At 36.2% G+C, this 23,744-nt stretch carries 28 protein-coding genes; 23 read left to right on the forward strand and 5 right to left on the reverse strand.

Annotated features, from left to right (window positions below; translation table 11 throughout):
• Positions 1-13: 13 nt before the first annotated feature.
• The 11 genes from Y7E_RS0107710 (at position 14) to Y7E_RS0107760 (ending at position 9,868) form a co-directional block, all read left to right on the forward strand.
• Complete coding sequence (locus Y7E_RS0107710) at positions 14-280, forward strand: IreB family regulatory phosphoprotein (RefSeq protein WP_017150705.1); 267 nt, start codon at positions 14-16, stop codon at positions 278-280.
• A gap of 3 nt (positions 281-283) precedes the next feature.
• Positions 284-697, forward strand: a complete 414-nt coding sequence (gene ruvX / locus Y7E_RS0107715; RefSeq protein ID WP_017150706.1) for a Holliday junction resolvase RuvX — start codon at positions 284-286, stop codon at positions 695-697.
• Positions 698-709: 12 nt separating this feature from the next.
• The gene (locus Y7E_RS0107720) at positions 710-994 is read left to right on the forward strand and encodes a DUF1292 domain-containing protein (RefSeq protein WP_017150707.1); all 285 of its coding nucleotides are present in this window, start codon (positions 710-712) and stop codon (positions 992-994) included.
• A gap of 373 nt (positions 995-1,367) precedes the next feature.
• Positions 1,368-2,438 carry an endolytic transglycosylase MltG gene (gene mltG / locus Y7E_RS0107725; RefSeq protein ID WP_017150708.1) on the forward strand — a complete coding sequence of 357 codons (1,071 nt, stop codon included), beginning with the start codon at positions 1,368-1,370 and terminating at the stop codon, positions 2,436-2,438.
• Positions 2,439-2,653: 215 nt separating this feature from the next.
• Positions 2,654-3,295, forward strand: coding sequence for an O-methyltransferase (locus tag Y7E_RS0107730; protein ID WP_017150709.1), 642 nt, complete (start codon positions 2,654-2,656; stop codon positions 3,293-3,295).
• 7 nt (positions 3,296-3,302) lie between these two features.
• Positions 3,303-4,232, forward strand: coding sequence for a peptidase U32 family protein (locus tag Y7E_RS0107735; RefSeq protein ID WP_017150710.1), 930 nt, complete (start codon positions 3,303-3,305; stop codon positions 4,230-4,232).
• Positions 4,233-4,250: 18 nt separating this feature from the next.
• The gene (locus tag Y7E_RS0107740; RefSeq protein WP_017150711.1) at positions 4,251-5,531 is read left to right on the forward strand and encodes a peptidase U32 family protein; all 1,281 of its coding nucleotides are present in this window, start codon (positions 4,251-4,253) and stop codon (positions 5,529-5,531) included.
• 17 nt (positions 5,532-5,548) lie between these two features.
• On the forward strand, positions 5,549-6,187 hold the full coding sequence (gene udk, locus Y7E_RS0107745) for a uridine kinase (protein ID WP_017150712.1): 639 nt from the start codon (positions 5,549-5,551) through the stop codon (positions 6,185-6,187).
• A gap of 280 nt (positions 6,188-6,467) precedes the next feature.
• A complete protein-coding gene (gene greA, locus Y7E_RS0107750) occupies positions 6,468-6,944 on the forward strand; it encodes a transcription elongation factor GreA (protein ID WP_017150713.1) in 477 nt (158 codons plus the stop codon).
• A 405-nt stretch (positions 6,945-7,349) separates the two neighbouring features.
• Positions 7,350-9,104, forward strand: coding sequence for a peptidoglycan D,D-transpeptidase FtsI family protein (locus Y7E_RS0107755; protein ID WP_026049136.1), 1,755 nt, complete (start codon positions 7,350-7,352; stop codon positions 9,102-9,104).
• Positions 9,105-9,220: 116 nt separating this feature from the next.
• Positions 9,221-9,868, forward strand: coding sequence for a YrrS family protein (locus Y7E_RS0107760; RefSeq protein ID WP_017150715.1), 648 nt, complete (start codon positions 9,221-9,223; stop codon positions 9,866-9,868).
• Positions 9,869-9,906: 38 nt separating this feature from the next.
• Here Y7E_RS0107760 and Y7E_RS0107765 read toward each other — a convergent pair whose 3' ends face one another.
• The gene (locus Y7E_RS0107765) at positions 9,907-10,122 is read right to left on the reverse strand and encodes a YrzA family protein (RefSeq protein WP_017150716.1); all 216 of its coding nucleotides are present in this window, start codon (positions 10,120-10,122) and stop codon (positions 9,907-9,909) included.
• Between the two features lie 137 nt (positions 10,123-10,259).
• Between Y7E_RS0107765 and Y7E_RS0107770 the strand changes: the two genes are divergently transcribed.
• The 6 genes from Y7E_RS0107770 to Y7E_RS0107795 all read left to right on the forward strand — a co-directional run bounded on the left by Y7E_RS0107770 (position 10,260) and on the right by Y7E_RS0107795 (position 16,974).
• Positions 10,260-10,898: a class I SAM-dependent methyltransferase gene (locus tag Y7E_RS0107770; RefSeq protein WP_017150717.1), complete on the forward strand. Its 639-nt coding sequence runs from the start codon at positions 10,260-10,262 to the stop codon at positions 10,896-10,898.
• A 14-nt stretch (positions 10,899-10,912) separates the two neighbouring features.
• Entirely contained in the window at positions 10,913-11,608 is a 696-nt protein-coding gene (gene mtnN, locus Y7E_RS0107775) for a 5'-methylthioadenosine/S-adenosylhomocysteine nucleosidase (protein ID WP_017150718.1), read from the forward strand.
• Between the two features lie 82 nt (positions 11,609-11,690).
• Complete coding sequence (locus Y7E_RS0107780; protein ID WP_017150719.1) at positions 11,691-12,614, forward strand: O-acetylserine dependent cystathionine beta-synthase; 924 nt, start codon at positions 11,691-11,693, stop codon at positions 12,612-12,614.
• 3 nt (positions 12,615-12,617) lie between these two features.
• Positions 12,618-13,751, forward strand: a complete 1,134-nt coding sequence (locus Y7E_RS0107785) for a bifunctional cystathionine gamma-lyase/homocysteine desulfhydrase (protein WP_017150720.1) — start codon at positions 12,618-12,620, stop codon at positions 13,749-13,751.
• Positions 13,752-14,010: 259 nt separating this feature from the next.
• Positions 14,011-16,614, forward strand: coding sequence for a bifunctional acetaldehyde-CoA/alcohol dehydrogenase (gene adhE, locus Y7E_RS0107790; RefSeq protein ID WP_017150721.1), 2,604 nt, complete (start codon positions 14,011-14,013; stop codon positions 16,612-16,614).
• Between the two features lie 126 nt (positions 16,615-16,740).
• Positions 16,741-16,974: a YrhC family protein gene (locus Y7E_RS0107795; protein ID WP_017150722.1), complete on the forward strand. Its 234-nt coding sequence runs from the start codon at positions 16,741-16,743 to the stop codon at positions 16,972-16,974.
• A 273-nt stretch (positions 16,975-17,247) separates the two neighbouring features.
• On the opposite strand, the gene Y7E_RS0107800 is transcribed toward Y7E_RS0107795, so the two are convergent.
• Complete coding sequence (locus Y7E_RS0107800) at positions 17,248-18,003, reverse strand: HAD family hydrolase (protein ID WP_017150723.1); 756 nt, start codon at positions 18,001-18,003, stop codon at positions 17,248-17,250.
• 115 nt (positions 18,004-18,118) lie between these two features.
• Between Y7E_RS0107800 and Y7E_RS0107805 the strand changes: the two genes are divergently transcribed.
• Positions 18,119-19,072, forward strand: a complete 954-nt coding sequence (locus Y7E_RS0107805; RefSeq protein ID WP_051128649.1) for a LacI family DNA-binding transcriptional regulator — start codon at positions 18,119-18,121, stop codon at positions 19,070-19,072.
• A gap of 4 nt (positions 19,073-19,076) precedes the next feature.
• Positions 19,077-19,583, forward strand: coding sequence for a GNAT family N-acetyltransferase (locus Y7E_RS0107810; RefSeq protein ID WP_017150725.1), 507 nt, complete (start codon positions 19,077-19,079; stop codon positions 19,581-19,583).
• 11 nt (positions 19,584-19,594) lie between these two features.
• On the opposite strand, the gene Y7E_RS30890 is transcribed toward Y7E_RS0107810, so the two are convergent.
• Positions 19,595-20,362, reverse strand: coding sequence for a CPBP family intramembrane glutamic endopeptidase (locus Y7E_RS30890; protein ID WP_017150726.1), 768 nt, complete (start codon positions 20,360-20,362; stop codon positions 19,595-19,597).
• Positions 20,363-20,434: 72 nt separating this feature from the next.
• Here Y7E_RS30890 and Y7E_RS0107820 point away from each other — a divergent pair, with 72 nt between their 5' ends.
• Positions 20,435-20,893, forward strand: a complete 459-nt coding sequence (locus tag Y7E_RS0107820; protein ID WP_017150727.1) for a GNAT family N-acetyltransferase — start codon at positions 20,435-20,437, stop codon at positions 20,891-20,893.
• 79 nt (positions 20,894-20,972) lie between these two features.
• Here the strand turns inward: Y7E_RS0107820 and Y7E_RS0107825 are convergent, their stop codons facing one another.
• On the reverse strand, positions 20,973-21,155 hold the full coding sequence (locus Y7E_RS0107825; RefSeq protein WP_017150728.1) for a hypothetical protein: 183 nt from the start codon (positions 21,153-21,155) through the stop codon (positions 20,973-20,975).
• Positions 21,156-21,319: 164 nt separating this feature from the next.
• Here Y7E_RS0107825 and Y7E_RS0107830 point away from each other — a divergent pair, with 164 nt between their 5' ends.
• Positions 21,320-21,697, forward strand: a complete 378-nt coding sequence (locus tag Y7E_RS0107830) for a MaoC family dehydratase (RefSeq protein WP_017150729.1) — start codon at positions 21,320-21,322, stop codon at positions 21,695-21,697.
• 60 nt (positions 21,698-21,757) lie between these two features.
• On the opposite strand, the gene Y7E_RS0107835 is transcribed toward Y7E_RS0107830, so the two are convergent.
• Complete coding sequence (locus tag Y7E_RS0107835; RefSeq protein WP_017150730.1) at positions 21,758-22,303, reverse strand: helix-turn-helix domain-containing protein; 546 nt, start codon at positions 22,301-22,303, stop codon at positions 21,758-21,760.
• Between the two features lie 157 nt (positions 22,304-22,460).
• On the opposite strand from Y7E_RS0107835, the gene Y7E_RS0107840 reads away from it, so the two are divergent.
• Both Y7E_RS0107840 and Y7E_RS0107845 read left to right on the forward strand, forming a co-directional pair.
• Positions 22,461-22,865, forward strand: coding sequence for a DoxX family protein (locus Y7E_RS0107840; protein WP_017150731.1), 405 nt, complete (start codon positions 22,461-22,463; stop codon positions 22,863-22,865).
• Positions 22,866-22,886: 21 nt separating this feature from the next.
• The gene (locus Y7E_RS0107845) at positions 22,887-23,744 is read left to right on the forward strand and encodes a VOC family protein (RefSeq protein ID WP_017150732.1); all 858 of its coding nucleotides are present in this window, start codon (positions 22,887-22,889) and stop codon (positions 23,742-23,744) included.

A 23,744-nucleotide genomic window follows, 5' to 3' on the forward strand; every position in this document is an offset into this window, starting at 1 on the left:
TGAGGTGCTTAAAATGGACGGTTTTGATAAAACAATGAAGTTTAACTTTCAAGATGAAAAACAGAGTGTCCATGTAAATGATGTACTTTTAACTGTGTATGATGCACTTCAAGAAAAAGGCTATAATCCGATTAACCAAATTGTCGGTTATTTATTAAGTGGAGACCCAGCATACATACCTCGTCATAAAGATGCACGAAACATTATCCGTAAGCTAGAACGTGATGAACTGATTGAAGAGCTTGTGAAGTCTTATTTGAAACAACATCGTGAGGAGTAGTTTATGCGGATATTAGGTTTAGATGTTGGTACAAAAACAGTCGGTGTTGCGATTAGCGACGAAATGGGCTGGACAGCACAAGGCTTAGAAACGATTAAAATCAATGAAGAACGAGAAATTTTTGGTTTTGATCGGGTTTCTGAGTTAGTAAAACAGTACAATGTGGACAAGATAGTAGTAGGATTGCCGAAGAACATGAATGGTACGATTGGTCCACGTGGCGAAGCGTGTCAGCAATATGCAGAGAGCTTACGAGAACTTCTGCAACTAGAAGTTATACTGTGGGACGAGCGTCTGTCAACAATGGCAGCCGAACGTCTTCTCATTTCGGCTGATGTAAGTCGAAAGAAGCGAAAGCAAGTTATCGATAAGATGGCTGCAGTCGTGATTTTACAAGGATATTTAGATAGTAAATAAGAGGTGACCAAAATGGAAGAAAATCAAATTACAATTGTAGACGAAAAAGGAAACGAACATTTATGTGAAATTATTTTCACTTTTGATGCTGAAAAATTTGGCAAAAAATCTTATGTAGTCTTCTCTCCAATCGGTGAAGTTGACGAAGATGGTGACCAAATTTATGACGCAATGGCATATGAGCAAAACGAAGAAGAGTCAGGTGGAACATTACTTCCAATCGAATCTGAAGAAGAGTGGGAAATGGTACAAGAAATGTTTAACACGCTTGCTGAAGAAGAAGAGGACGAAGAGTAATTTAGGTGAAAAAGATGGGCTGTACATGCAGTCCATCTTTTTTTGTATTCTTGTGCAAAATGACAGATTTTTTGTCGAAACTACATAATTATTTATAGTATAATGAGACGGATTATATAAAGTGAAACTTCCATCAGTGGGGTTTTCTGCATCCCACACTGATGGTTAGTTGAACCAATCGGGCTTTTACGGGCAGTTATCCCCCACCTATCTTCCTCGTTTTTCTCTGAATCTTGAGGTGGGGGGCTTACTACCCGTTAATGCGGGATAAAATAAAAAAACTATCTGCAAATGAATGAGTTTTGCTTTGGGTTTGTAGGGCATTGTATAGAGGAAGTACATATGGTCTACAATGGAATAAGGAGGAAGAATTTTGATAGAGAATCAAGTAAAGAAGAAGCGTAGACGTGGTTTCCTAATTGCAGTTATTGCGCTACTCGTAGTATGCGGGTCAGTCTATGTGTACATTTCATCTGCGTTACAGCCAGTTGATAGCGGGAATAAAAAAGAGATTGAAGTAGAGATTCCAAAAGGTTCATCTACAAGTAAAATCGGAGAAATTTTAGAAGAAAAAGGCGCTATTAAAAACGGTACAGTATTTAGCTTCTATGCAAAAGCTAAATCGGAAAAATTGCAAGCAGGTACATATTTATTGAATTCGTCAATGAATGTGGATGATGTAATGGAACAAATGTCATCAGGTAAAGTACATCGCCCAGTTGCTTATAAACTGACGATTAAAGAAGGTTCGCAAGTTGTTGAAATTGCCGATATCATTGCGAAAGAACTGAAATGGAATAAAGATGATGTAGTGCGTCAATTAAACGATAAGGCATTTATTCAAAAGATGCAGCAAAAGTACCCAGTATTACTAACAAATAAAATTTTCGATGGCAATATTAAATATCCATTAGAAGGCTATTTATATCCAGCGACGTACTCTTTCTATAAAAAAGATACAACTTTGGAGGAAATTGTAACGCCGATGCTTGAGAAAACAAATGCACTCATTGTTCAAAATGAGGCGACAATGAAAGAAAAACAACTGGACGTCCATCAGTTGCTAACATTATCTTCTTTAATTGAGGAAGAGGCGACTGGGTTTACAGATCGTCAAAAAATATCCAGCGTGTTCTATAATCGTTTAGCGAAAGGGATGCCGTTGCAAACAGATCCGACAGTATTATATGCACTTGGAAAGCATAAACAACGTGTGTTATATGAGGATTTAAAAGTAAATTCGCCTTATAATACGTATGTTGTAAAAGGATTACCTGTTGGACCGATTGCAAATTCTGGAAAACACTCTGTGCAAGCAGCATTAGAACCTTCCAAAACAGATTATTACTATTTCCTAGCAGCACCAAGCGGTGAAGTGTATTATGCGAAAACGTTAGAAGAACATAATGCATTAAAACAAAAATATATTACACAAAAGAAATGAAAATAGGAGGGAGAGCGAAAAGGGTCGCATATCCCTCTTTTTTGTGGTAAAATATATCGGGTTAAAAACTGGCAGAAGAATCGTTTTTAATATCAAAACGGGACGTACAAGCTAAGGGGGAAGCTGGCTTGTATTTTTATTGCATTCTATGTGTGAAAAGACAAAGACTGACACGTCATAGAGGCACTTCTCCATGTAAATAAGGAGGACCATTTATGGAGGATGCAGTTAACGAGTACCTATTATCATTTATTGATCCAAAAGATGAACTTATTCTTGAAATGGAAAAGTATGCAAGCGAAAATCATGTGCCAATTATGGATCGCCTTGGAATGGAATTTATGTTGCAATTTTTACGTTTAATTGAACCGACAAGCATATTAGAGCTTGGAACAGCAATTGGTTATTCTAGTATTCGTATGATGCAGGCTATTCCAAATTCACGAATTGTGACAGTAGAACGCAATAGCGATCGATATGAAAAAGCACTTGAATATATAGAGCGTTCTCCTGTAAAAGAACGTATTTCCGTTATTTATGGTGATGCATTAGAAACAGGCGAACAAGTGAAAGAACATGGAACATTTGATGTTATTTTTATTGATGCTGCAAAAGGACAATATCGTCGCTTTTTTGACTTATATGAGCCGTTATTAAATCCGGGTGGTGTCATTATTTCAGATAATGTTATGTATCACGGACTTGTAACGACGAAAGAGAAAATCGAAAATAGACGTACGCGTGGTTTGATTCGTCGTATTAAGACGTACAATGAATGGCTTATGAACCATGAAGGATATGATACAACCATTTTCCCAATTGGTGACGGAGTAGCCGTGAGTAAAAAGAGAGGGTGACAAAGGTATGAAAAAACCTGAATTGTTAGTAACGCCAAGAGCGGTGGTGGATATTGAACCTCTTGCAAAGGCAGGGGCAAGTGCAGTAATGATCGGTGAACAAAAGTTTGGTTTACGTTTAGCAGGGGAATTCTCACGTGATGATGTGAAACAAGCTGTGAACATTGCGCATGAAAATGGTATGAAAGTATACGTAGCGATGAACGCTATGTTCCATAATGACAAAGTAGAAGAATTAAAAGACTACGTTGCATTCCTGCAAGAAGTACATGTAGATGCAGTTGTCTTTGGAGATCCAGCAGTATTAATGACTGTACGTGAAGTAGCACCAAACATGCAAATGCACTGGAATACAGAAACAACAGCAACAAACTGGTTCACATGTAACTATTGGGGCCGAAAAGGCGCAAAACGTGCTGTGCTTGCACGTGAATTGAGCTTAGATGAAGTTGTTGAATTAAAAGAAAACGCTGAAGTTGAAGTAGAAGTACAAATTCACGGTATGACATGTATGTTCCAATCAAAACGTTCATTAGTAGGAAACTACTTTGAGTATCAAGATCGTAATCTGGAGATTGAGAAGAAAAAGCATGAAGAGAATATGTTCTTACATGATCCAGAGCGTAATAACAAATATCCAATTTATGAGGATGAAAATGGTACCCATATTATGAGCCCAAATGATATTTGTTTCATTGATGAGTTAGATGAACTGATCGATGCTGAAATTGATAGCTTGAAAATTGACGGTGTGTTAAAAAGCTCTGAATACATTATTGAAGTGACAAAGAAATATCGTAAAGCTATTGATTTATGTGCAGAAGATCGCGATGCGTATTATGACGTGAAAGACGATTTATATAAAGAGATAGAAGAAATACAACCAGTAAATCGTCCGTTAGATACAGGATTTTTCTTTAAAGAAACGGTTTACTAAACGAGGAGGGTGTAGGATATGACTGTACAAGAAATTTCACGAGTAATCGATGGAAAACGCGTTATTGTGAAAAAACCTGAACTGTTAATCCCTGCAGGTAATTTAGAGAAATTAAAAGTAGCTATTCATTACGGTGCAGATGCTGTATATTTAGGTGGACAAGAATTCGGCCTTCGTTCAAATGCAGGGAACTTTACGCTAGAAGAAATGGCAGAAGGCGTAGAATTTGCAAAGAAATATGGTGCGAAAATATATGTAACAACAAATATTTTTGCACATAACGAAAACATGGATGGATTAGAAGATTATTTAAGAGGGATTGAAAAAGCTGGTGTAACAGGTATTATTGTTGCAGACCCGCTTATTATTGAGACGTGTAAACGTGTAGCACCTTCTGTTGAAGTACATTTAAGTACACAGCAGTCTCTATCTAACTGGAAAGCAGCGCAGTATTGGAAAGAAGAAGGTTTACATCGTCTTGTATTAGCCCGTGAAGTCGGCTATGAAGAAATGAAGGAAATTAAAGAAAACGTTGATATTGAAATTGAAGCGTTCGTCCATGGGGCAATGTGTATTGCATACTCTGGAAGATGTACATTAAGTAACCATATGACAGCACGTGACTCAAACCGTGGTGGTTGTTGTCAGTCTTGTCGTTGGGATTATGACTTAGTTCAAACAGTATCACAACATAAAGAAGCAGAAGAACTTCCTTTATTCCAAGAAGGCGATGCACACTTTGCAATGAGTCCAAAAGACTTAAACTTGATCCTTTCGATTCCGAAAATGATCGAAATTGGAATTGACAGCTTGAAGGTTGAAGGACGCATGAAATCTATCCATTACGTAGCAACAGTAGCAACTGTATACCGCAAAGTAATTGATGCGTATTGCGCGGATCCTGATAACTTTGAGTTTAAACAAGAATGGTTAGACGAGCTTGATAAATGTGCAAATCGTGATACAGCTCCTGCATTCTTTGAAGGAGTTCCAGGATATCAAGAACAAATGTATGGAAATCATAGTAAGAAAACAACGTATGATTTTGCTGGTTTAGTGTTAGATTATAATGAAGAAACAGGCATTGTCACAATCGAACAACGTAACTACTTCAAACCAGGACATGAAGTTGAGTTCTTTGGACCAGAAATAGAAAACTTTACACAAACGGTGGAGAAAATTTGGGATGAGGATGGAAACGAATTAGATGCAGCGAGACATCCGTTGCAAATCGTGAAATTCAAAGTGGATCAACCAGTGTATGTGAATAATATGATGCGCAAAAGCATACATCAATAAGAAAGAGTGGTAGTTGAATGGGGACGAATAAGCCTGTTGTAATTGGAATTGCTGGTGGTTCAGGATCAGGTAAAACAAGTGTAACAAAAGCAATTTTTGATCAATTTCAAGGTCATTCCATTTTAATTTTGGAGCAAGATTATTATTATAAAGATCAAAGCCATTTGCCAATGGACGAGCGTTTAAAAACAAATTACGATCATCCGTTAGCATTTGATAATGACTTACTAATTGAGCATTTACATCAGTTGCTTGCATATAAGGCGGTCGAGAAACCTGTATATGATTACACATTGCATACGCGCTCAGAAGAAATTATTCCAGTAGAACCGAAAGATGTAATTATTTTAGAAGGGATTCTAATCTTAGAAGACCCACGTCTTTGCGAGTTAATGGATATTAAAGTGTTTGTTGATACGGACGCGGACCTTCGTATTTTACGTCGCATGCAACGTGATATTAAAGAGCGCGGTCGTACAATGGATTCCGTTATTGACCAATATGTAAATGTTGTACGCCCGATGCATAATCAATTTATTGAGCCTTCTAAGAAATTTGCGGATATTATTATCCCAGAAGGTGGACAAAATCATGTTGCAATTGATATTATGGTTACAAAAATTGCAACAATTCTTGAAGAAAAAGTGAATTTGTAATAGCATAGTAAAAGATATACGATAGGAAGGGATTTTTTCCCTTCCTATCGAATACAATGAAACATCCAACCTCATCTATGAATAGGTGAGGGCATATTTATATCAACTTTCCATACATATATTTTTTATATAGGGAAGAATTGGAAGACACGGGGTTGTATGTGACAACTCCGCTAGTGCATGTGTACTAGAAACCTCCGCTACAAAGATAAAGCGGAGGAGTTTTCATATTGAACTCCTCTTTTTTTCGGGGGATTGGTATATAAAAGGAGTGGAAAACATGGCAACAGAAAAAACATACCCTATGACGCAAGAGGGTAAACAAAAATTAGAAAACGAACTTGAGCAATTAAAAACAGTAAGACGTAAAGAAGTTGTAGAACGTATTAAAATCGCGCGTAGCTTCGGTGATCTTTCTGAGAACTCGGAGTACGATGCAGCGAAAGATGAACAAGCATTCGTAGAAGGACGTATTACACAATTAGAAAATATGATTCGTAACGCGGTAATCATTGAAGACAATGGCGAAGAGTCTACAGTTGTAACATTAGGTAAAACAGTAACATTTAAAGAATTACCAGATGGAGATGAAGAAGCTTATACAATCGTTGGTAGCGCAGAAGCGGATCCATTTGAAGGAAGAATTTCTAACGATTCTCCAATCGCAAAAAGCTTATTAGGTAAGCAAATTGGTGAAAAAGTAGCAATCCAGACACCAGGCGGAGAAATGCAAGTAGAAATTATCTCTGTAAAATAATAAAAAAGGTTCACTCATATGAGTGAACCTTTTTTATTGGTCTTTCCCTTTTATTATCTCTTTACTCTCAAGATTCTGAGTGAACAGATGTGGTAAAACCGTTATAGTTTTGTTTGATTGATGAGCGAGAATGAAAACTATCCTTAATGGAATTTTGTCTTTGTTCGGCAAAATACAACAGTGTAAGAGTTTTAATTCTGATATCATGATTGAGGAATTTCTATATTTTGAAATGTGAAGAGATTTTTCAGATTTAAATGTAGAAACTTAGAAATCAATTTTTGCAAAATATGTACACCAGCCGGTCAATAAATAAAAATAATTACATAATATACGCTTCGATAATATTTCGTTTTGTATAAAAGGAACAACACTTCGTCTAAACTGAAAAGACGAGGTGTTTTTATGAAAATGAAGCGGAGAATTATCATCACCTTACTATGTTTTACATGTATTATGCTTTTATTACTTGGTAGGTTAGCACAAATACAACTTATAGCTACGGAATCATTTACAAATAGGCATATAAATTTAATTGAAAAAAGTGTCGCCCAGCGTACACAAGCAGTCACAGTGGATGATGGTAGGGGGCGTTTTATTGCTCGGAATGGAGAAGACCTTGGAGAAAAAAGATACCCAGTTTTAGTTATTTTTCCATTTTTGCAAATAAAAAATGACATGTTAGAGAAAGTAGCGCATATTATTGGTGTGCCAGGGCAAGACATAAGGATGCAAATGAAAGGTAGAAACAAGCCGTTTATATTTCAAAGAGGTGATCGGCCGTTTCAATTAACAAAAGAACAAATGGAAAAGGTGAACCGCACTGATATGTTAGGTATGTTGGCAACTGAAGTAAGAATGAAGCAACCATCTGAAGCAGAGCATCTTATCGGTGTAGTCGGGGAAAACGAAAAGGAATTTAAAAAACGATATGAGAAACTAAATCAATTATCTAGCCAAACACCTATTGGTATTTCTGGATTACAGCAATCGTTTGATGAATTTTTAATGACTGATGGTGAAACGAAAGTGCTGTATCAAGTAGACAGGCAGGGAGAACCGATTTTTGGAAAACATGCGAAATATACATCTCCTGGAAATCCCTTTTATCCCGTTACGATTCAAACAACGATAGAAAAATCGTTGCAACAAAAAGCAGAAGAGCTCGTGCAGAAACATGGGCTCAAAAAGGGTGGATTAGTATTACTTGATGTAAAGACGAGTGAAATTGTAGCAATGGTGAGTAAACCGTCCTTACAGATGAACAATCGAAACACATATAAACAAAGAATGGAAAACCAAATGCTAACGCCGCATTTTCCTGGTTCTGTCTTTAAAACAGTTATTGCGGTTGCAGCAATTGATAATGATATGATTCAATCGCATCGTAAGTTTAATTGTGATACAGACCCGTATGGCGAAAATCCTCCCCAGGTTATGATGGGAAAGTTAAGTTTTACAGAGAGCTTTGCTAGAAGTTGTAACAGGACATTTGCGGTGCTTGGTAATGAATTGATGCAAAAGGATAAGAATGTAATGGAAACGTATTTAGAGGCACTAGGAGCGAGTGAGACGGTAGGATGGAAAGGGCAAGTGTTTCATACGCCTAGGTTTAAACAATTGATAGAAGAGAAAAAAGCAACTGTTTGGAATGGCGAAGAAAATAAGGTGAGTCACAAAGCAATCGTCCAAACGGCAATTGGACAAAAGGATGTAAGAATATCCCCTTTAGCTGTTGCAAATATGATGGCGACGATTGCAAGAAATGGAGAGAAGAAAGAAGTAAAAGCTGTAAAAGAAATACAGTATAAAAATGGAACAAGATTTTTTTATTTTGAAGATCATAAACTGGAGGGAAGGCAACTCTCTTATAGTGCAGTGAAACAAGTGCAATCCTTATTAAGAAAAGTAGTAACGATGGAGAAAGGAACAGGAGCTTCTTTTCAATCATTACCCCTATCTGTTGCTGGAAAATCTGGGACGGCACAAACAGGAAAAGGAGATCGTGTAAATCGTTGGTTTGCGGGTTATTTCCCGTACGAAAACCCAAGATATGCGTTAGTAGTTGTTGATTTAGAAACGAATAATAAAGAAAATATTGTAACACCGATTTTTAAAGAATTTGTAGAAGAGATTGCCCAATTGGGAAGCAGAAGGTAATCTTGCAATTTATTATCAAATGTTTTCATTTCGTGAAAATATCACTGTAGTTGTTCAACCTTTTTAGATTTAATGTTACAATAGCAAGTAGGAAAAACTGCATGGAGGTTTGAAGAATGGCAGGAGGATCTAGATTTCAAAAGAAACAACAAAAACGTCGTCAAAACGGTGTTTTAAATATTGCGATTGCTATCGTGTTGTTAGCCGTACTTGTTGTAGCATACCAAGTATTCTTTACTTCTGATACAACAGAACAAGCGTCTTCTCCAGAAAAGAAAGTATCTCAGCAAACAACGAAAGATAATAAAACTGAGAAAAAGAAAGATGAAGAAGAACAAGCAAAAATAGAAGAGGAGAAGAAGAAAGAGGAAGAAGAGAAGCAAAAGGCTGAAGAAGAGAAACAAAAAGCTGAGGAAGAAGCAAAAGCAAAAGCAAATGAAAAGGTTCCAGCTGAAAAAACACAGTCAAACGCAACAGATGCGTACACAAAGCCTTCTTGGAAGCCAATTGGTACAACGCAAGGTGCAACACCAGCAATGACATTTAAAACAGGTACAGCAGATTGGAATGAAATGAAGCAAGCCATTTCCTCTGCAATTGAAGTTCCAGTGGAACAATTAATCATTCACCGCATTGGAAATAACGGTCAGCAAAAAGCGTACGGTAATGTCCAAGATAAACAAACTGGTAAAAAATATTATGTAAATATTGATTGGGTAGAAAATGAGGGCTGGAAACCAGTACTTGTTCAAACTCTAAACTAAAAAAGAGAAAGGTTCTTAAGAACCTTTCTCTTTTTTAGTTAGCGTAATTTTTTTAATTTGAAATGAACAACTGCACTGTAATAAGGTCTTTTGCTTTCGGGATCCATAACCATTTGATGAGAAATATGATGAACTTCTAACATAAGTGCTTTGTTATTGTCAATTTGTTCGTTAATTTTCTTTTCTAAAGAAATTAAGTTTGATGCTTCAAAAAATTCTACTTTATCCTCCAGCATTTCAAAGGTAAATGACACAAAAAACCGCTCCTCTCCATATAATCAAGTTAAGTGTAACAAAGAAAAGAAGGAAATACCATTTCCGTTTTAATTGACATTTTCGTAAAGAAAGCATATCATACTGATAAAACCGATAAGAAAAAGGGGAATTTTATATGGGTACAGAATTTAACGGTTTATTTGATGAATGGGCTCATACGTACGATTCATTCGTACAAGGCGAAGATATACAATATAAAGAAGTTTTCGCTCGTTATGAGGAGATTTTAGAGGATGTAGTAAACAAATCATTTGGAAATGTATTAGAATTTGGTGTTGGTACTGGCAATTTAACAAATAAATTATTACTTGCTGGTCGCACTGTTTACGGCATAGAGCCGTCACGTGAAATGCGTACTATCGCAAAGCAGAAGTTACCAGAAGAATTTTCAATTACAGAAGGAGATTTTCTTTCTTTTGATGTTCCGGGTTCTATTGATACAATTGTAAGCACCTATGCGTTTCATCATCTAACAGATGAAGAAAAAGATGTAGCAATTGCGAAATATAGTCAATTGCTTAATAAAGGTGGTAAAATAGTGTTTGCTGATACGATATTTGCAGATCAAGAAGCGTATGATAAAACTGTTGAAACTGCAAAACAAAGAGGGTTTCATCAGTTAGCAAACGATTTGCAAACTGAATACTACACACGTATTCCAATCATGCAATCTATTTTTGAAAACAATGGCTTCCATGTAACATTCACGAGATTAAATCATTTCGTTTGGGTAATGGAGGCAACTAAGCAATAGAAAGAGGGATTAGATTGAGAATTGCTGTAATTGGAGCAATGGAAGAAGAAGTACGTATTTTACGTGACAAATTAGAACAGGCAGAAACAGAAACCGTAGCAGGCTGTGAATTTACGAAAGGGACATTAGCGGGACATGAAGTAATCTTGTTAAAGTCTGGTATTGGTAAAGTAAATGCAGCTATGTCAACGACAATTTTATTAGAAAGATATCAACCTGAAAAAGTAATTAATACAGGTTCAGCTGGTGGGTTCCACCAATCTTTAAATGTTGGTGATGTTGTTATCTCAACAGAAGTTCGCCATCATGATGTGGATGTAACTGCATTTGATTATGAATATGGTCAAGTGCCAGGGATGCCACCGGGATTTAAAGCTGATGAAGAACTAGTTGCATTAGCTGAGAAATGTATGAAGGCAGAAGAGGATATTCAAGTTGTTAAAGGGATGATTGCAACAGGTGATTCATTTATGAGTGATCCAAACCGTGTTGCAGCAATCCGTGATAAATTCGAAAACCTTTACGCAGTAGAAATGGAAGCAGCAGCGGTTGCGCAAGTTTGCCATCAATATAAAGTTCCATTTGTAATTATTCGTGCACTTTCTGATATTGCTGGTAAAGAATCAAACGTTTCATTTGATCAATTTTTAGATCAAGCAGCTCTTCATTCTACAAACTTCATTGTAAAAGTGTTAGAAGAGTTAAAGTAATGTAACAAAAAGGCAACTGTTTTATATAAAGAAGATACATACAGTTGCCTTTTCTTTATTGGCAAATAAGGAGGAGAACACGATGAAGGTGTATCGCGGGATTCATGAATTAATCGGTCATACACCGATTGTAGAAATTACTCGTTTTTCACTTCCAGAGGGCGTTCGTTTATTTGCAAAGCTTGAATTTTATAATCCAGGTGGAAGTGTAAAAGATCGCTTAGGAAGAGAATTGATTGAAGATGCACTAGCAAAAGGGCTTGTAACGCCAGGGGGAACGATTATTGAACCAACGGCAGGGAATACTGGCATTGGACTGGCACTCGCCGCACTAGAGCATGATTTACATGTAATTGTTTGTGTTCCAGAAAAATTCAGTATTGAAAAACAAGAGCTAATGAAGGCACTCGGTGCAACGGTTGTGCATACACCAACTGAACAAGGGATGACTGGTGCAATTGCGAAGGCAAAAGAATTAGTAAAAGAAATTCCAAACTCATACTCTCCAAGTCAATTCGCAAATGAAGCAAATCCGCGTGCTTATTTTAAAACATTAGGCCCTGAACTATGGGAAGCATTGGATGGAGAGATTAACATATTTGTAGCAGGTGCAGGTACTGGTGGTACATTTATGGGAACTGCGTCCTATTTAAAAGAGCAAAATCGTGGAATTAAAACGGTAATTGTAGAACCGGAAGGATCTATTTTAAATGGTGGTGAAGCTGGTTCGCATGAAACAGAAGGAATTGGTCTGGAATTTATTCCACCATTTTTAAAACCATCTTATTTCGATGAAATTCATACAATTTCGGATCGAAATGCATTTCTGCGTGTGAAAGAGTTAGCGCAGAAGGAAGGACTTCTTGTTGGTAGTTCTTCAGGAGCGGCATTTCATGCGAGTTTGATAGAGGCAGAAAAAGCAAAACCAGGTACAAACATCGTAACGATTTTTCCAGATAGTAGTGAGCGTTATTTAAGTAAAGATATATACAAAGGATGGGAATAAAAAATGAGAGCAAAAACAAAATTAATTCATGGTATTCGCATAGGAGAACCTTCAACTGGGTCTGTAAATGTACCAATTTATCAAACAAGTACGTACAAACAAGAGGCAGTTGGTAAACATAAAGGATATGAGTATTCACGTACAGGAAATCCAACGCGTGCAGCATTAGAAGAAATGATTGCAGTGCTAGAAAACGGTCATGCAGGATTTGCTTTTGGTTCAGGAATGGCTGCTATTACAGCAATTATTATGTTATTCTCAAAAGGGGACCATGTCATATTAACAGATGATGTATATGGTGGAACGTATCGTGTGATAACGAAAGTATTAAATCGTTTCGGTATTGAACATACATTTGTAGATACGACAAACTTAGAAATAGTAGCCGAAGCAGTTCGTCCAAATACGAAAGCAATTTATGTAGAAACACCAACAAACCCACTATTAAAAATTACAGATATTAAGCAAATTTCTACATTTGCAAAAGAAAAAGGTTTACTAACAATTATTGATAATACATTTATGACGCCGTACTGGCAGTCGCCGATTTCTTTAGGAGCAGATATTGTACTTCATAGCGCAACGAAATATTTAGGTGGACACAGCGATGTTGTCGCTGGGTTAGTTGTTGTAAATAGTGCAGAGCTAGCAGAAGAACTTCATTTCATTCAAAACTCAACAGGTGGTATCCTTGGACCACAAGACAGCTTTTTATTATTACGTGGTTTAAGAACATTAGGAATACGCATGGAAGAAAATGAAGCAAATGCGCGTGCGATTGCTGAGTTTTTAAACAATCATCCAAAAGTAAACAAAGTGTACTATCCAGGTCTTGAAACGCATCCAAATCATGCATTAGCAACAGAACAAGCAAATGGATATGGTGCGATTATCTCATTCGATGTGGATAGTGAAGAAACGCTAAATCAAGTACTTGAGAAGGTGCAGTACTTTATACTTGCTGAAAGTTTAGGAGCTGTAGAAAGCTTAATTTCAATTCCAGCTCAAATGACACATGCATCTATCCCAGCGGACCGTCGTAAAGAGTTAGGAATTACAGATACATTAATTCGTATTTCTGTCGGTATTGAAGACGGAGAAGACTTAATTGAAGATTTAGCACAAGCGTTATCATAATGGAAAAAGCACTGCTAAATAAAGCGGTGCTTTCCTTAAAATTAATTTGTGAATGTTTTCACAAATCAGACACACACAAATAAAAATATTTCGTGTATAGTAAAAGCAAGAAATGACGATTCACACATAAACTTGTGAAATGTTTCACAATCAATAAGATTCATGTAGGAAAAGTAACTCTATTTTTTTACGCTAATAGGGACTTATTTAGACCCTAAGGGACTTTTTAAGACCAAATAGCAGAATAGGAGGGATTTACATGGTATTCAAAGAGAAATTTGTAAATGAAATGCAAGAAGTAACAGAGATGATTGATACGTTGGTGAAGAACGGTCAAGAAGCTTTACGAGCATTAGAGGATTTTACACAAGAGCAAATTGACAACATTGTACATGAAATGGCACTTGCGGGTGTAGACCAACATATGCCACTTGCAAAAATGGCTATTGAGGAAACAGGGCGTGGTGTATATGAAGATAAATGCATCAAAAATATTTTTGCCACTGAATATATTTGGCACAGTATGAAAAAAGATAAAACAGTAGGAATCATTCATGAGGATCCTCATGAAGAAATTATAGAAATTGCAGAACCAGTCGGTGTAGTTGCTGGAGTAACACCAGTAACGAATCCAACTTCGACAACGATGTTTAAAGCGTTAATCGCAATGAAAACAAGAAATCCAATTATTTTCGCATTTCATCCTTCTGCACAAAATTGTTCGATTGCAGCGGCTAAAACGTTATATGATGCGGCAGTGAAGGCAGGTGCGCCAGATGGCTGTATTCAATGGATTGAGAAACCTTCTGTTGAGGCGACAAAGAAATTAATGAATCATGAAGGTGTCGCGCTTGTTCTGGCAACTGGAGGCGCAGGAATGGTGAAATCAGCGTATTCTACTGGTAAACCAGCCTTAGGCGTAGGACCGGGAAATGTGCCTTGTTATATAGAAAAATCAGCACATGTAAAACGTGCTGTAAATGATTTGATTTTATCAAAAACATTTGATAACGGTATGATTTGTGCTTCTGAACAAGCAATCATTGTAGAAAAAGAAATTTACAATGACGTGAAAGAAGAAATGATAGCGAATAATTGTTATTTTGTAACAGAAGAAGAACGAAGAAAATTAGAGAAGCTTGTTATTAATGAAAATACATGTGCAGTAAATAGTGATATTGTTGGGAAATCGGCTTATTATATTGCTGCATTAGTGGGAATTACTGTACCAGAAGATACAAAAATGCTGGTTGCTGAAATTAAAGGCGTAGGTGCTGATTATCCACTATCTCGTGAAAAATTAAGTCCGGTATTAGCTTGTGTAAAAGCAAATTCACTTGAAGAAGGCTTTACATATTGTGAAGGAATGTTAGACCTTGGTGGTTTAGGACATTCAGCAGTTATCCATTCGACAAATAAAGAAGTACAAAAACAATTTGGTTTACGTATGAAAGCTTGTCGTCTTATCGTAAATGCTCCGTCATCACAAGGTGGAATTGGTGATATATATAATGCATTTATCCCATCACTCACACTTGGATGCGGTTCATATGGAAAGAACTCTGTTTCTCAAAACGTAACGGCAACACATCTATTAAATATAAAAAGACTTGCAAGTAGAAAAAAGAATATGCAGTGGTTCAAACTACCACCCAAAATCTATTTTGAAAAACATGCGACAGGATATTTAGCAAATATGCCGAATATTTCACGAGCATTTATTGTAACGGATTCTGGAATGGTTGAGCATGGTTATGTGGATACAGTAACGCACTATTTACGTAGACATACAAATGATGTAAAGGTGGAAGTGTTCTTTGAAGTAGAGCCAGATCCATCTGATGAAACGGTTTTTAAAGGTGCTGAAATGATGAAAAGTTTCCAGCCGGATGTGATTATTGCACTTGGCGGTGGATCAGCGATGGATGCAGCGAAAGGAATGTGGCTTTTCTATGAGCATCCAGAAACAACATTCTTTGGAATAAAGCAAAAGTTTCTAGATATAAGAAAACGGACATGTAAATATCCGAAACTAGGGAACAAAGCTCAGTTTGTTGCAATTCCAACAACATCAGGAACAGGATCAGAAGTGACACCATTTGCGGTTATTACAGATAAAAAGAACAATATAAAATACCCGCTAGCTGATTATGAATTAACGCCAGATGTAGCGATTGTTGATCCGCAATTTGTAATGACAGTACCGCCGCATGTAACAGCAGATACTGGAATGGACGTGTTAACGCATGCAATTGAGGCATACGTGTCTATTATGTCAAATGATTATACAGATGGTTTAGCATTAAAAGCAATTGACCTCGTATTCAAATATTTACCGAGAGCATATAAAGATGGAAATGATGGAGAGGCACGTGAGAAAATGCATAACGCTTCTGCGATTGCTGGAATGGCATTTGCCAATGCATTTCTTGGTATTAATCATAGTTTGGCGCACAAAATTGGTCCGGAATTCCATATTCCGCACGGGCGTGCAAATGCAATCTTAATGCCTCATGTCATTCGCTATAATGCGATTAAACCAAGAAAACATGCATTGTTCCCCAAATATGAGCACTTTGTTGCTGATGAACGTTACGCGCATATTGCGAGAATGCTTGGACTTCCAGGGGGAACAATTGAAGAAAGTGTGGAATCATTAGTACAAGCAATTATTGCTCTTGGAAAAGAATTAAATATTAACATGAGCATCGCTGGACAAGGTGTGGAACAAGAAATATTTGAAGAGGTTGTTGGTACATTAGCAGAAAGAGCATTTGAAGATCAGTGTACAACAGCGAATCCGAAATTACCGCTTATTTCAGAGCTGAAAGAAGTGTATAAGCAAGCTTATAAAGGTGTATAGAAAATTTAAAAGAGCCGTTTAGTAGCGGCTCTTTTTCCTTTAGAAAACTTCTCCCTCATTGGTTATATTTACTTGCCTCAGATACGATTAGAATATGATAGAGTGAGAGGGAGGAGTGGTAGAGGTATGAAAGAATTACAACAGAAAATAGCAGATTATATTCGCTTCGGCCAAGTTCTTCTTGCACTAGCCACATTTTTAATGATTGGTTTATTGATCCCAAATGGAGGAAGAGAAACTGTACAAACCTTTGCGATGATGAGTGTTATTGTTTTATTTTTAGGGATGTCATTTTTCTTTTTCAAGCGTGTCAAAGCGCTGCGTGACAAGTTAGAGGAGAACGAATATGAATCAAATTGATAGATGAAACGCTACGAAAAGAGAGTATCTTTTTGTAGCGTTTTTTATATAAGTAAAATTTTGTAGCAAATGTATACGTTTTATAATGATAATCTTTATCAATTAAAATGTAATAGAACTAAGTTCTAATGCAAGGTCATTTTTGAACGGGAAGTTCTTGTCCGTTGTTAGAACAAGATAAATATCTAGTATATAACTGAAAATCCTACACCCCCCTCAGTTGTAGTTTTCTTTATACTAGTTATGATATGGATGCAGTAGACAAGTCTTTGTCTACTGCTTTTTTTTCGTTAAAACTTGTATATCACTGTAATCTGAAATGATAAAATTCGCATACGGTGTTAATTCTTCTATTGCATGCTCATGATTAGCAATACCGACAGCAATACTTCCAGCATCTTTGGCCATTTTTACGTCTACTATAGTATCTCCAACCATTACGAGCTCATTTGGCTTAATAGCAAGCCGTTCACATACTTTTGTAATCATTTCTGGATGAGGCTTTCCGTTTTCTACATCTTCTGGAGTAAGGAGAAAATGAAGCGGTGGTAGGTTAAGTAAATCGATACACTTTTTTGTTCTCACTTTATTATCTGAGGTGAGAATACCTGTGTATATTCCTTCCTTTTGCAAAGAAATAATGCATTCGGTTACCCCTTGAATAGGATGAAAAGCTTGTTCAATGGATAATTGTTCATTGCTTTCTTCAAATATGGTAGCTGCGAGTTCTTTGCAACGATGCCATGGATATTTTTTGATTTGATATAAAAGGCTCGCGACAACAATCATCTCCTCTTCTTCAGAGGCAACCGCTAATAGACCTTTAAAATCAACTTGGTTAGGAGGAACAAATCCAACTGCTTTTTCCCAATGCGGCTCATATTCTTTGCCAACAACTTGTAAAAATTTATATTTTCGTAGTCTATCAATTTCCTGCCAAAATGGAATTGCTTGAAATAATGTACCATCTTTATCAAAGGCAATTGCCTTTGTTTCAATAATTTTTCCTGAAATTTTAATTTTTCCCATATTTCATGTCACCTCGTTTATAATAGTTACCATATACTGTACATTCTGAAATGCATTACAGGTCAAGGGGGGAGTTAAGATTTCTACAATTGAAGATATCGCGAAATTAGCTGGAGTGTCTAAAGCAACCGTTTCCCGTGTGATCAATCATCATCCGTATGTACGTCCAGAATTAAGGGCGAAAGTGCAAGCGATTATTGATGAAAAAAATTATGTACCTGTGGCAACGGCGAAAGATTTACGTCGTCTGCAAACAAATTTAATTGGTGTAGTCGTACCAAATTTACATCACCCCTTCTTTAGTCAGTTAATCCAAGAGTTAAGTGGTATTTTAAAAATAGATTGTTATGATGTCGTGATATTACAATCAAATTATGAAATTGAGAGAGAAAGAGAATTTTTACAATATATTAGGACGAAGAAGTTAGATGGGATTATTTTTACTACACTTTCTTTGCCAATAGAGGAAATAGAACGTGCGGTCTCTTCAGGAGCAATTATTATTTGTAATGAACATGTAGAAACAGAACTCGTATCCACAGTTCAATTTGATGAAGAGTTAGCAGGTTATATAGGAACGAAGCACCTTTTTGAAAATGGATATACACGTATAGGATTTTGTTACGATACATTAAAAAGTAAAGCGCAGAGGCAGAGATACCAAGGATATAAAAGAGCTTTAAAGGAGCATGGCCTACAGTTGCAGCAAGAATGGATATTTTCAAATTGCTGTGGACTGAAGGATGGAAAAAATATTATACATATCATTCAATCCATGAAAAATGCTCCTGATGCAATTTTTACAGGTAGCGATGAGATAGCTGCTGGAATCATTATGGAAGCGCAGCGATTAAGAATTCGTATTCCACAAGATTTTGGTGTTATGGGATTTGATAACCAAGAAATCTCCATGATAATGCACCCTAATATAACAACGATTAATACCTCCATCAAAAGTATGGCAAAGAATTCTATCGTATTATTGCATAAACAATTACGAGGAGAGCATGTCCAACGTATACAATTGCCTATTTCAATTATAGGGAGAGAATCTACAAGAAAGGAGTAGGAGTATGTTCCATACAGATCGTTTACAATTTCGAAAATATACAATGGACGACTTAGATTTCTATGCTTCCTTATGGGGAAATGAGAAAGTGATGCGCTACATTGGGAACGGAACGCCAAAAACATATACGCAGTGTAAAAAAAGTTTGGAAAGCTGGGTCTTTCCGGGTTATAAGAATGGTTTAGGATTATTTCTAATGATCGAAAAGGATACAGGTATATCAATTGGACATGCAGGGCTTGTAAGGCAGCAAGTAGACGGGAAGGAAGAAATTGAAATCGGTTATTGGTTACTTCCAGAGTATTGGGGAAAAGGATACGCAAAGGAAGCAGCAACAGCTTTTCGCGATTATGGTTTTCAAGGGTTAAGACTAAATAAGCTTATTTCTCTTATTAATCCAGATCATCCTGCATCTATTTTCGTTGCTAGAAAAACAGGAATGAGTTATGAAAAAACGGCATCATTTCATGGGATAGATGTTCTTGTATATGCGATTAAAAGAGCAGGATAACTCCTGCTCTTTTAAAATATAAGACCACTAAATGTCATTAACATATTTAAAACTATATGCCATATAATAGCTGGAATGATGCTATTTGATTTCACAACTATTCCACCATAAAATATACCAGCTAAAATGAAAGCAGTGGAAACACTCCAAGAAAAACCTAAGGAGTAATGTTGCAAACCAAAACCGATGCTTGTAAGTAAAATAGCCCATTTTTCACCAATCTGTTTTGTAAACTGATGTAGTAAGATACCTCGCCAAATACATTCTTCTAATACGCCATTGATAATAGAAAACAATATGGAAAATAATATAATATGCTGTATGTAAGACAGGTCTTTTTGCAGTAGAAAAGGTATAAAAGTGATGATATTAATGGAGATTGCGATGATGAGAAATATATGGATTTTCACTTGATGAGGTCCACTCCAAATAAAAGGCATATATAAGGTATTGTCCCATCTTGGTTGATGCCAATTTAGAGATATTTGCTGTTTGCGTGCAAGAGCATCTATGAGAAATGGTACAAAAACAAGAAGTAGGCAAAGACGTTTCGCAATAATTGTTAGTTCTCTTGAAGGAAAGGAAATGTGATTCATTGTAAATAAATAGAGGGAAAAGCCAATGCCGAATAATAGAGTAATCCATATAAATTGATGATAGGCTTTCTTTTTAAGTAGTAGAAGCAATGTAATAATCCAAAAACTAAACAGTAGCATACTATTGGTCTGCATAGTAATCATGAGAATCGTAAAAGAAATGAGTAATTGAAATTTCTCCATCTTTTTCTCCTTTTAAAAAAGGTAATATTTAATTCTTAAAGAATAGTATATAACAATAAAAGGGGGAATGGGATGTATATTTATCATAATGGACTTATTATTCGAGAAGGAACGACTGGTGTACCAGCTTATGCAATTAAAAGTCTATTTGAAGATGCAGGCTGGAGTAACAATAGCATTCCATCTTGGCAAATAGAAAAATTTACGATAGCATTTGAGAATTCAACATGGGCTTTTACGATTTGGGATGATGAAGAAATGATTGCGATGGTTCGTGTTATTTCTGATCAGGTAATGGCTGCAAATATTATGGATTTAGTAGTGAAGTGTGAATATAGAGGGAAAGGTTTAGGGAAAAAACTTGTTTCTCTTTGTATGCAGAAATTACCCCATGGGGATTGGTTCGCTCATACGTCTGCTAATAATTTTGATTTTTATCGTAGTTGCGGATTTGAAGTGCGAGATTTATCAAGAAATGGGACATGTGCTTATTACGGTTACAATGAAGCAAAAAAAGAGGGACATCGATAATTCTGTTAGATAGTAGAAAGAATGTAAAAAGGATTGCTAGGCGATAGCAATCCTTTTTCGTTTAGACCGATACAATATTTTACTGTACAAAAAAGAAATAGTGAATTGCGAATGAGAGAGTAAACAAGGGAAGCATAAACAGCAGTTTCTTTTTGAAACCTTTAAAGAAGGAGCCATTATTAGGAGTAAGCCAAATTTCTAATGTGGAATAGAGGAGTAATAAAACTGCTAATAATATGCCACCTACTAATCCAAATGTCATTGTTAAGACCTCCAATCTAATCAAAGATAATATATATGAAATGATAACATCCAAGTGCCAATCATTACCAATAGGTATTGGTACTTTTAATAATTAAAATGAATTACTGTTCATTTTATGGTAATATAATAAAGAAAATTCAGAAATTTAAAAGGGGGATTAGAATGAATCTAAAAGTAGGCGATACATTTCAGTATGAAAGAACATTTACAGAAGAAGAAGTTCTCGAATTTGCAGGCCTTACAGGGGATAAAGGAAGACACCATATGGAATATGATGAGCAAAGACGTTTAATGGTTCATGGTTTATTGACTGCAAGTATAGGAACGAAAATTGGTGGAGATTTGCATTACATAGCAAGAGAGTTGGTAAGTGAGTTTATTAGACCTGTTTTTACAGGAGATACAATTACTTGTGATTTAACTTTTACAAGTGTTGAACAAATGGAGGGATATAAAAAGGTATCTATAGAATCGGTGTATCGTAATCAAAAAGGAAAAGAAGTATTGATAGGATCAAGCCGTGGAATTATACGAGAATAGTACAAAAAAGCCTGTTTTTCATTTTTGAAAACAGGCTTTTGGGATTGTTTGCAATGCTTTTTAATATACACGTTTTCGATTTTCAGCATGACTGGAGATAAGTAATAGTGCAGCCTCATCGCCTATATTACGTACAATATGTGGCACGCATGCGCTCCAGGAAAAAGAATCTCCTTCTTCGACAATTGCGATATCTTCTCCATGTTGTACTTCCAATTTCCCACGTAAAACAAGATGACATTCTTCTCCTTCATGAGCGTTCGGTTTGTTTTCTTTTGGGAAACCGATAGGGATTTCTACCAAAGATAAACGAAGGCCGCCTTGTTCAGCGACATGTTCAATCTTCTGTTCATCCTTTCCGTACACACTGTATTTTCGTTCTTCTTTTTTAACAATTTTCATGCGATCTTTCTGCTCAAGTAATAAGTAAGGAAGAGGGACATTTAAAAAATTAGAAATTGTTTCTAAAGTTGAGATAGATGGAGAAGTTTTATTATTCTCGACCTGACTCATAAAACCTTTAGAAAGCCCTGTTCCCTCACAAATTTGAGCGATCGTTATGCCTCTGCGTTGACGAATTTCACGTATTGCAGAACCGATATTCATACGAATCAAGCTCCTTTTTGTAGACAACTATTTGTATCATAGCAAATATTTTTCATTTTTTCTCAAGAAAAATGAATTGACGAATAAAAAAAATTATTGTATTTTTTGTAATGTAAATAAAAGTTCTATATAACAAAACTATAAAGGAGAGAAAGAAATGAATCAACACATTGGTAATTTAATTATTCGTATTGTATTAGGAGTAACATTTTTTATGCATGGTTTGACAAAGTTTCAATCAGACATTGATAATATTGCAGGGTGGTTTACAAGTATCGGCTTACCAGGTGCTCTTGCATACGGTGTAGCAACAGTAGAATTAGTCGGTGGTCTATTATTAATTGTCGGTTTAGGTGTAAGATATGTTGGATTATTATTCGCACTTATTTTAGTTGGAGCGATTGTGAAAGTGAAATGGTCTGCTGGTTTATTAGGAGATGGAAAGAATCCCGGTTACGAATTAGAGCTTGCATTATTAGCGATGGGTCTTTACTTATTTGTTGCGAAAGCTGACGGTTTTGTAGATAATTTCTTAAAAGCAACTGTGTTTAAAAAAGACTAATTTCAATGGGGGTATAACAATATGAGCTTTCAACTTCATCCCAACACGGCACTTGGTGTTGTGTATCTACATGTATCGAATGTAAAGGCGTCGCTGGCGTTTTACACAGATGTACTACGAATGAAAGTGATTAAAGAAGAGGCAACGATTGTTACGCTTGGTAATGAAGATAATGAACCGCTTCTTATAATAGAAGAGAAAGAGAACGCTCTTCCAAAACAAAGAAGCCGCACGGGTTTATATCACTACGCAATCTTATTACCAAGTAGACAAGATTTAGCAAATATTCTTCTTCATCTTGTGCAGAAAGTATATCCGTTACATGGCGGGGCAGATCACTATTTTAGTGAAGCAATTTATTTATCTGATCCAGATGGAAATGGAATTGAAATTTATCACGATCGTCAAAGAGAAGTGTGGCGTGATGAAAAGGGCGAGCTTCCATTTGTTAGTAACCCATTAGATGGAGAAGGATTATTAGAACAAGGAAGTACATGGAGTGGATTCCCAAATGGTACAGTAATGGGGCATGTTCATTTTCATGTAGCAGATTTAGAAGAGGCGAGACGCTTTTACGTTGATGGACTTGGGTTTGAAGTAACAATTCCAGCTCGTAACGGTGCATTATTTGTTTCAGCAGGAGGATATCATCACCATATTGGTTTGAACACATGGCAAGGTGAAGGTGTGCCGCAGCAAATGCCAAATTCCATTGGCTTGAAATATTTCACGATTGTACTAGCAGATGAAAGACAAAAAGAGCAAGTGTGTGAAAGTTTAAAATATATTGGCGCTATTGCTACGTATAAAGATGGAATATTGCAAGTAGAGGATCCATTTGGTCATTGTATTCATTTAATTGTAAAAGGAGAAGCCTAA

The sequence above is a fragment of the Bacillus bingmayongensis genome (assembly GCF_000299035.1).
GTDB lineage: Bacteria > Bacillota > Bacilli > Bacillales > Bacillaceae_G > Bacillus_A > Bacillus_A bingmayongensis.